This is a genomic window from Streptomyces sp. NPDC059009 (assembly GCF_042740175.1).
Taxonomy (GTDB): Bacteria; Actinomycetota; Actinomycetes; order Streptomycetales; family Streptomycetaceae; genus Streptomyces.
On sequence record NZ_JBHYJB010000015.1, the window covers coordinates 47,487 to 56,153 of the forward strand.

Consider the following 8,667-nt stretch of genomic DNA (forward strand, 5'->3'; position numbering starts at 1 on the left):
ACCGCTGAGAGCCGCTCATGCCGCTGAAGATCTTCCGCAAGCCGCGCACCGGGACCGCCACCGGATCCGCCGCCGGGTCCGCGAAGCCGCCGCGCGCCGCCGACGGCGAGGTCCTCCTGGAGACCGTCGGCCTGACCAAGTCGTACGCGGGCGCCGACGGCGAGCTCCCGGTCCTCGCGGGCATCGACCTGAAGGTGCGGGCCGGGGAGATCGTGGCGCTGCTCGGCAAGTCCGGATCGGGCAAGTCCACGCTGCTGCGCTGTCTGGCGGGGCTCATCCCGCCGAGCTCCGGCACGGTCGCCTACCGGGGCGCCCCGCTGACCGGCGCCAACCCGGGCACGGCCATGGTGTTCCAGACCTTCGCGCTGCTGCCGTGGCTGACCGTGCAGCAGAACGTCGAACTCGGCCTGGAGGCGCGGGGTGTGCCCGACGAGGAGCGGGCCCGCGCCGCCGTGCACGCCATCGACCTGATCGGTCTCGACGGCTTCGAGTCGGCATACCCGAAGGAGCTCTCCGGCGGCATGCGCCAACGCGTGGGCTTCGCGCGGGCGTTGGTGGTGGAGCCGGACGTCCTGATGATGGACGAGCCGTTCTCCGCCCTCGACGTGCTGACCGCCGAGAACCTGCGCGGCGAGCTGATGGAGCTGTGGGAGTCGGGCCAGTTCCCCACCCGCGCGGTGGTGCTCGTGACCCACAACATCGAGGAGGCGGTCCTGATGGCGGACCGCATCGTGGTGCTCGGCTCCCGCCCGTACGGCACGATCCGCGAGACCATCGACGTGGGCCTGGAGCGGCCCCGCGACCGTGAGTCGGAAGCCTTCCAGGACCTCATCGACCGCGTCTACCGCATCATGACCGGCCGTACGGAGGCGAAGGAGACGACGGCCCCCGCCGCGCAGGCCGCCCCGGGCGGGGAGCCGGGCCGCGCCGCGGGCCGCCCGGAACCCGTGGACCTCGACAAGCGCACGGTGGCCAACACCCCGCTGCCCACCGCCACCGTCGACGGCTTCTCCGGCCTCGCCGAGCTGGTGGCCCACCGCGGCGGCCGCTGCGACCTGGCCGACCTCTCCGACGAACTCGGCCTGGACATCGACGACATGCTCCCCCAGGTCGACGCGCTCGACCTGCTCGGCTTCGCCACGATCCAGGGCGACGACCTGCTGCTCACGGACGTGGGCGGCGCGTTCGCCGGGGCCGATGTGCAGGAGTCCAAGACGCTGTTCGCGCGGGCCGCGATCCAGGTGCCGCTGGTGAAGCTCATCACCAACAGCCTGCGCCGACAGCCCGAGGGCACCGTCCGCGCGGGCTTCTTCCGCGACCTGCTCGCCCACCACTACACCAGCGAGCAGGTGGAGCAGCAGCTGGAGACGGCCACCGACTGGGGCCGTTACGCGGAGCTGTACATGTACGACGCGGACCCGGAGGAGTACCGGCTCGACGAGGGCGCGGCCCTTCTGTGAGCCCTCCTGCCAGCGAGGAGCCCCGCGTCACAGCGGGAGCAGCGTCCCGGCGCGTTTGAGGGTGCGGATGACGGGCGCGGTCTCCATCGTGCGGATCGCGTCGTGGGCGCCGACGCGCTCGGTGAGATAGCGCGAAAGGTCCTGCGCGTCACGGCAGTTGACGGCGGCCAGGAGGTTGGTGGGGCCGGTGGTGAGGGCCACCAGGGACGCCTCGGCGTGCCCGGCCAGGGCGGTGGCGACCTCGGTGACGTGGGCGGGCTGCACGGACATCCACAGGCGGGCCTCCGCGTGGAAGCCGAGCGCCGCCGAGGGGATGTCGACGAGGAAGATCAGCGCTCCGGCCGCACGCAGGGCGTCCATGCGGCGGCGGACCGTGGAGTCCGACCAGCCGGTGGCGGCGGCCAGTTCGGCGTGGCTCGCCCGGCCGTCCTTGGCGAGGGCGGCGAACAGGGCCCGGTCGCCGTCCCCGAGGGCCGTGTCCCGCGGCTCGGCCTGCGCGGGCGTGAGGAGGGCGGCCTGTTCGGGGGTGAGGCGGGCGGGTCCGGCCCAATGGCTGGGCAGGGCGTAGTGGTTGAGCAGGAGGTGCGCGGAGACGGAGGTGACGCGGCCGGTGCGCGGCAGCTGGTGCAGCAGCGGTGCGTCGCTCTCCTCGCTGCCGCGCGTCTGGGTGCTGAAGGAGATCTCGGTGCCGCCGGACAGGAGGTGCACGAAGGAGGTGTCCTCGCGGGCGGCGAGCGCCTTGGCGAGGGGCCCGGCCGCGTCCGGGGTGCAGCGCACCCGGATCGTCCAGGCGCTGTAGCCGAACCGGGCGCCGTTGAAGGTGCCGACGACGCGCAGCGCCCCCGCACCGCGCAGCCGCCGGTAACGCCGGGCGACGGTGTTCTCGGAGACCCCGAGGGCCTGGCCGACGGTCCGGAACGGGGCCCGGCCGTCGATCTGCAGGGCGTGCACCAGCTTCCGGTCCACCTCGTCGAGAGTGACGGCTTCCGTCTTCATGACGCACGAGCATGCCACTATCCGCCACTGGGCGCGCTGCGGCTGGCGGCATCCGGCTCTCCCGCCCGACCTTGTGAGCGTCCCTGACGTACTCCCCGCACTCCCTCTCCCTTCCCGAGGACCTCTCATGCGCAAGTGGTGGCCGCTGGTGGCGATCTGCCTCGGCACGTTCATGTTCCTGCTCGACACGACCGTCCTGAACGTCGCGCTGCCCGACATCGGCGCCGACTTCTCCGCCCCGCTCTCGGGGCTCCAGTGGGTGATGAACGTGTACACCCTCGTCCTGGCCGTCCTGATGCTGCCGTTCGGCTCGCTCGCCGACCGCGTCGGGCCGCGCACCGTCTACGTGGCCGGGCTCGCGGTCTTCGCCGTCGCCTCGCTGGGCTGCGCGCTCGCCCCGGGCACCGGAGTGCTCGTCGCGGCGCGCGCGGTGCAGGGCGTGGGCGGTGCGGCGCTGTCCGTGGCGACGTTCGCGCTGGTCGTCGCCGTCTACCGGGGGCCCGACCTGGGCCGGGCGATGGGGGTGTTCGGGGCGTTCACGGGCCTGGGCGCGGCCGTCGGCCCGATGGTCGGCGGCGTTCTGACCGAGTGGCTGAGCTGGCGGGCGGCGTTCTACCTCAACATCCCCCTCGCCCTGGCCACCCTCGCCCTGACGCTGCGCGTGCTGCCCGCCCGGGACCGCACCCCTGGCGTCCGGCGGGACGCTCCCCGCGTCGACCTGCCCGGCACGGCTGCGTTCGCGCTCTGCGCGGGCTCCCTCACCTACGCCCTGACGACGGCGGGCGACGACGGCTTGACCCCCGTGGCGTACGCGGCCCTGGCCCTCGCGGCGCTCGCCCTGGCACTCTTCGTCCGGCTCGAACTCCGTTCCCCGCACCCCCTGTTGGACGTGCGACTGTTCCGGCGCCGCGCCTTCGCGGCGGTCATGCTGTGTGTCCTGGCGTCGTCAGCGGCGTTCGCGGCGCTGCTGTTCACCTCGGTGTGGCTGCAGTCGGGCCTTGGGCTCGGGCCGGTGCGGGCGGGGCTCGCGCTGATGCCGCTCGCCCTGGCGTGCTTCGTCGCCTCGCTGGTCAGCGGGCGTGCGCTGCACGGCCGTTCACCTCGTGCGGTCGTCGGCACGGGGCTGCTGCTCAGCGGCGTCGGCTGTGCGCTGCAGTCGGGGCTCGACGCGGGGTCGTCGGCGGGTTCGCTCGCTCTGGGCCTGGCGGTGACGGGGGCGGGGGTGGGCCTGATGACGCCGGCGATGGCGGGCGCCGTGTTCGCCGCCGTACCGGCCGAGCGCGGCGGAATGGCGGCGGGCGCGATGACGACGTTCCGCCAACTCGGCCCGACGCTGGGCGTCGCGGCCTTCGGTGTGCTGTTCCGCACGGGCGGCGCGGACGCCGGTGCGGGCGGTGCAGGTGCGTCGATGGCGGCCGGTCTGAGCCGAGTGTTCCTCGGGGCGGCGGGAGTGGGGCTCGCCGGAGCGGTGCTGGCCTTCGCCTTCGTACGGACGTCGGGTGCGACACCGGAGCGGGCCGAGCCACGAAAGAGGGGTCTCCGTGGTCCAGGTGCGCGTCGGCTGCCCGACGGGGCCGCAGGGGTGGACAGTTGACCGGGCGGCGTGTCGGTTACCGTGGGACGGGAATAGGTAAGGTAAGGCTTACCTTGTTCGACATCTCCCCTGTGTCCCCGAGGAGTTCGCGTGCCCCCGTTCGCGCCGCCGACCACGGGCGAGGCTCTGGCGCCGACCGCCTGCGCACCCGCCCCCACTCCGGCCTCTGCCCCTACCCCTGCCCCTGCCCCCGCCCACGCCCTCACCTCCCCGCTCGCCGCGACCTATCGCCGGCTCACCGAGCTGTGCCCGGCCCTGGACGTGACGATCACGGAGCCCGGTGCCGCCGCGGGCCCGCCGGACCGCCAAAGCCGGCTCGACGGGGCCGAGTTGGCGCACCGGCCCGACGCGCTCGACGCCTTCGTCGCGGCGGAGGCCCGGCGCATCGAGGCCCGGCACGACCACACCCCGCGCCCGGACGTCGCGGCGTCCCGGGCGCTGCACTCCTATCTCTGGGACATCTGTCTGCTGATGAGCGGCGCCTGGTACCTGGAGCGGCGGGTGCCGCGGATCCGCCCCGCCGAGGTGCGCGTCGACCTCGTGAGCGGCGCCCTCACCGTCGCGCCCGGCGCCTCCTTCGCCTGCCTGCCCGGCGACGCCGCGGCCGCGCTCCCCGGCGCCCGGGTCGTCGCCCACGAGGAGGCCCTGCGCGCCGAGCTGCGCACGGCCGTCGCCGACCACGTCGGGCCGCTGCTGTCCGCGATCGGGCCCCGACTGCGGCGCGGACAGCGGGCGTTGTGGGGCATGGTCGGCGACGACCTGGTCTCCGGCATCTGGCAGCTCGGCCGGGCGACCGGCGAGGAGGAGCGGGCCCTCGTGGCCGCCGACGCGGTGCTCCCCGGGCCGCTGGGACCCTTTCCCGGCGGCGCGGACTTCCGCTGTCTGACGGACGCCGACGGCGGGCGCCACCCGACCCGCACCCGCCTCGGCTGCTGCCTCTACTACACGATCCGCCCGGCCGAGGCGTGCGGGACGTGCCCGCGCACCGACGACGCCGAGCGGCTGCGGCGGCTCACGCAGCCCTAGCGGTTCACACGGCCCTGGCGACTCACGCGGCCCTGGCGGCTCACACGGCCCTGGCCGCGGGGCTCGGTTCGGGGTGGACGGGCGCGGCCGGGTAGGCGGAGGGGGCACCTCCGGCGCGGCGCGACTCGGGGAGCCACATCGCGAGGATCGGGCTGGTGCGGTCGAAGACCTGCGTGGCGCCGAGAGCGGCGGGCAGCAGGCGGCCCGGTGACGGTGCGCCCGCGAGGGCGGCGACGGACCGGGACAGCGCGTCGGCCCGGTCCGCTCCCGCCACCCGCGAAGCCACGGTCAGCAGCGCGATCTGCTGCTCCTCGGGCTGGTGCAGCAGCCAGACGCTCGCGAGCCCCTGCCGCTCGGCGTCCGCCAGGACGGCGGGCCACACCTGCGCCAAGTGCCGCTCCACGCCGTCCGCCTCGGTGGTCCAGCGCTCGAAGCGGTTCACGTGGTGGGTGGTGGCCAGCGGGGTGAGGTCATGGGCGCCGGTGACCCGCCAGATGTGCCGGTCGACGCCGAGGAAGAACGGGCGGTCCCAGAACGCCACCCCCTGCTCGAACTCCAGCTCCTTGCTGGTGAACTCCTCGTAGTCGACGACGTCCGCCCAGGTGTCGAAGAGATAGCGGCCGCCGATCTGCGGGGCGCCCGTGACCGCGTCGTAGCGCAGCGGCGTGTACTTGTGGCGCATGCCCGGCCGGACGTCCATGCTGCGCCGCTCGGTCTCCAGCATGTCGACCAGGCGCTGCACGGGCAGGTCCGCCGGGATCTCGAAGTCGGAGGTGAAGGCGGCCTCCGCCGCGACGGCACCAGTCTCGTATCCGCGAATTTCCATAGGGGGCATAGGAGTTCCCTCTCTGCGACGTGTCGCGACGCGCCGCGATGTACTGCGACGTGCCGCGATGCGTGCCCTCGGTGAGCACGTCCACGACCGTACATGAACGCCGTTCATTCACTAAACGCCGTTTAGTTTCCTGCTGCTGTATGCTTCCAGCATGGATGCACCCCCGCTGAGCCGCCGCGAACGCCTGCGCGCCGAGACCGTGCGCGAGATCAGGACCGTCGCGTTCCAGTGCCTGGCCGACGGCGGGGTGGACGCCCTCTCCCTGCGGGCCATCGCCCGGCAGATGGGCATGACCGCGGCCGCCCTGTACACGTACTACGACACCCGGGACGACCTCCTGGACGCGCTGGCCACCGACGTCTACACCGCCCTCGCCCAGTCCCTCGAAGCGGCGCGGGAGAGCCGCCCGGCCGGGGACACGGCGGGGCGGCTCATGGCCCACGGCGTCGCCTACCGGGAGTGGGCGGTGGCGCGGCCGCACGAGTTCCGGCTGCTGTACGGCGGTTCGGGACAGGGCGGGCAGGCGCCGTCGGGGCGGGCCGCGGCCGCCGCCGAGCACCGGGTGTGCCTGGGGCTGCTGGGCCTGGTCGCCGCCGCGTGGCCCGAGGCCCGGGAGCGGCAGCCGGGCAGGGGCCACAAGTGGGCGGAGTTCGACCAGGACTTCATCGCCCTCGCCCGCGCCGCGCACCCCGGCCTGCCCGCCGCCGCCATCGCGCTCACCCTGCGCGTGTGGGGCCGCATGCACGGACTGGTCGCCCTGGAGGTCGCGGGCATCCTCGCCCCGCGCGCGCAGGACGCCGCCCGGCTGTACCGGGACGAAATGCGGGACCTCACGTGGTCGTTGGGGATCGGCTCCGAGTAGGGCTGCCTCCTCCTGCCCGGCGCCCGCGGCCGTCAGGCGCGGCGCCTCACCCGCTCGGCCACCCCTTGAGTGAGTTTCAGCTGCCCGTCCTCCAGGTTCCACTTCCCGTCCTGGTAGGCGTGGTTGCTCACCCAGAACACCCAGGTGTCGTCGCGGCGGAACTCCGCGACCGTCGCCAATGACCAGTCGTTGCCCCCGTCGTGCCAGGCCACCCGGCCGTCGTCGGTGTCCATGACGACCCAGCCGTAGCCGTAGGCCCCGTCCAGCTCGGGCACCCGTACATGCGGGGCGAACAGCTTCCGCTTCGCGGCCTCGGACAGGACGGTGTCGCCCATGAGGGCGCGGTGCCAGCGGAACATGTCGCGGGCGGTGGAGAGCATGCCGCCGTTGCCGCGCAGATTCCAGTACGGGCCGTCGGGCGCCCCTGGATGGTCGAGGGGCCGTCCCTGGGAGCGCCCGTGGCGGTCGTACTCGACGGCTACCTGGTCGCGCTTCCAGGTGGGCAGCACATATCCGGTGCGGGTCATCCCGGCGGGCCGGAACAGGTGCTCGGCCAGGAAGCGTTCGTAGCTCCGGCCCGAGACCTTCTCGACGATCGCGGCGAGCAGGCTGTAGCCGACGTTGGAGTAGTGGAACTCCTTGCCGGGCGCCGACCGCAGCCGGGCCCTCATCGCCCCGGTGAGCACCTGCGCGCGCGACACCGGGTCGTAGTCGTCGCCGAGCGACTCGGGCAGGCCCGCCGAGTGCGTGAGGAGCTGGTGCAGGGTGATGGCCCGTTTGTCGGCGGGCACGTGCGGGAGGTACCGGCCGATCCGGTCACCCACGCGCAGCTCGCCCCTCATCTCCAGCTTGAGGATCGCGGCGGCGGTGAACTGCTTCGTGACCGACATGACGTCGTACACGGTGTCGCAGGTCGCGGGGGTCTTCGCCGCGCGGTCGGCGAGCCCGCGTCCGGCGCAGTGCGTGAGCTCGCCTCCCCGGGCGGCGGCCACGGTGATGCCGGGCCCCTCGGGGAGTGTCCGGTCGAGGTAGCGGTCGACGGCGTCCCCCGGGCCGACCTCCGCGCGGACGTCCGCGCACCCGACGAGTGCCGGCAGTGCCAGCGTGAGCAACAGCACCAGGGAACCGACCCGGCCCATGCATGCCTCCAAGACAACGACGACAGACCTGACAGATGTGAGGCCGAGGCTGACCGCCGCTCGTGGACTGGTTCAACGGATCCGCTGTGCGAGCTTGTGCGAGTTCCTGTACGCGCAGGTCAGCGACGGACGGCACACGGACAGCAGATGGACGGCAGCAGTCACCCGCACCGGCACACCGCCCTCGGAGGGACCCTCATGACGCCACCGCCCGTGCCGAACCCCGCCGCCGGAGAGGCCGAATTCATGGCCGAGCTGCGCCGTCTGAAGGAGTGGTCGGGCCTCAGCTACCGGGAGTTGGAGCGCGCGGCGGCCTCGGCGGGTGAGGTGCTGCCGTACTCGACGGCGGCGACGATGCTGCGCCGGGACCGGCTGCCGCGCGAGGCGGTCCTCGTCGCCTTCGCCGTCGCCTGCGGCCTCGACGCCGACGCCACCGGGCGGTGGGTGGCCGCCCGCCGGGAGCTGGCGATGGGGCCACGGCCGCCACGGCCGACCGTCGTGGAGCGGCCCGTACGGCACCGCCCGCGCCCACGTCTGAGCCCGCTCCCCCGCCTGCGGCTCGCGGCCGTCGGTGCGGTGGCGGCCGTCGCGGTCCTCCTCGGGGCGGGCGCGGCGGTGATCGGCACGGGGGACACGCAGGAGGAGCAGACAGTGCGGACGGTGGAAACGGTGGGGAGCGCACAACTCCCCTGATCCACGCCCCAATTGCTGGGCGGCAGGCCCATGACCCAGCACGGCCCGGAGGGGTGACTCCC

8 protein-coding genes are annotated in these 8,667 nt (G+C 73.9%); 5 read left to right on the plus strand and 3 right to left on the minus strand.

The window, feature by feature from the left end; all coding sequences use genetic code 11:
• Positions 1 to 17 precede the first annotated feature (17 nt).
• The gene (locus tag ACFWYM_RS17170) at positions 18 to 1,460 is read left to right on the plus strand and encodes a nitrate/sulfonate/bicarbonate ABC transporter ATP-binding protein (protein WP_384836865.1); all 1,443 of its coding nucleotides are present in this window, start codon (positions 18 to 20) and stop codon (positions 1,458 to 1,460) included.
• A gap of 27 nt (positions 1,461 to 1,487) precedes the next feature.
• On the opposite strand, the gene ACFWYM_RS17175 is transcribed toward ACFWYM_RS17170, so the two are convergent.
• Positions 1,488 to 2,456, minus strand: coding sequence for an Lrp/AsnC family transcriptional regulator (locus ACFWYM_RS17175; RefSeq protein ID WP_384836868.1), 969 nt, complete (start codon positions 2,454 to 2,456; stop codon positions 1,488 to 1,490).
• Positions 2,457 to 2,583: 127 nt separating this feature from the next.
• On the opposite strand from ACFWYM_RS17175, the gene ACFWYM_RS17180 reads away from it, so the two are divergent.
• Complete coding sequence (locus tag ACFWYM_RS17180) at positions 2,584 to 4,050, plus strand: MFS transporter (protein ID WP_384836871.1); 1,467 nt, start codon at positions 2,584 to 2,586, stop codon at positions 4,048 to 4,050.
• Positions 4,051 to 4,176: 126 nt separating this feature from the next.
• Complete coding sequence (locus tag ACFWYM_RS17185; protein ID WP_384837143.1) at positions 4,177 to 5,076, plus strand: (2Fe-2S)-binding protein; 900 nt, start codon at positions 4,177 to 4,179, stop codon at positions 5,074 to 5,076.
• 40 nt (positions 5,077 to 5,116) lie between these two features.
• Here ACFWYM_RS17185 and ACFWYM_RS17190 read toward each other — a convergent pair whose 3' ends face one another.
• Positions 5,117 to 5,902, minus strand: coding sequence for a hypothetical protein (locus tag ACFWYM_RS17190; RefSeq protein WP_384836874.1), 786 nt, complete (start codon positions 5,900 to 5,902; stop codon positions 5,117 to 5,119).
• 160 nt (positions 5,903 to 6,062) lie between these two features.
• Between ACFWYM_RS17190 and ACFWYM_RS17195 the strand changes: the two genes are divergently transcribed.
• A complete protein-coding gene (locus tag ACFWYM_RS17195; protein ID WP_384836877.1) occupies positions 6,063 to 6,773 on the plus strand; it encodes a TetR/AcrR family transcriptional regulator in 711 nt (236 codons plus the stop codon).
• A gap of 32 nt (positions 6,774 to 6,805) precedes the next feature.
• On the opposite strand, the gene ACFWYM_RS17200 is transcribed toward ACFWYM_RS17195, so the two are convergent.
• The gene (locus tag ACFWYM_RS17200) at positions 6,806 to 7,912 is read right to left on the minus strand and encodes a serine hydrolase domain-containing protein (protein WP_384836880.1); all 1,107 of its coding nucleotides are present in this window, start codon (positions 7,910 to 7,912) and stop codon (positions 6,806 to 6,808) included.
• A 147-nt stretch (positions 7,913 to 8,059) separates the two neighbouring features.
• On the opposite strand from ACFWYM_RS17200, the gene ACFWYM_RS17205 reads away from it, so the two are divergent.
• Positions 8,060 to 8,605 carry a helix-turn-helix domain-containing protein gene (locus ACFWYM_RS17205; RefSeq protein WP_384836883.1) on the plus strand — a complete coding sequence of 182 codons (546 nt, stop codon included), beginning with the start codon at positions 8,060 to 8,062 and terminating at the stop codon, positions 8,603 to 8,605.
• Positions 8,606 to 8,667: the final 62 nt, after the last annotated feature.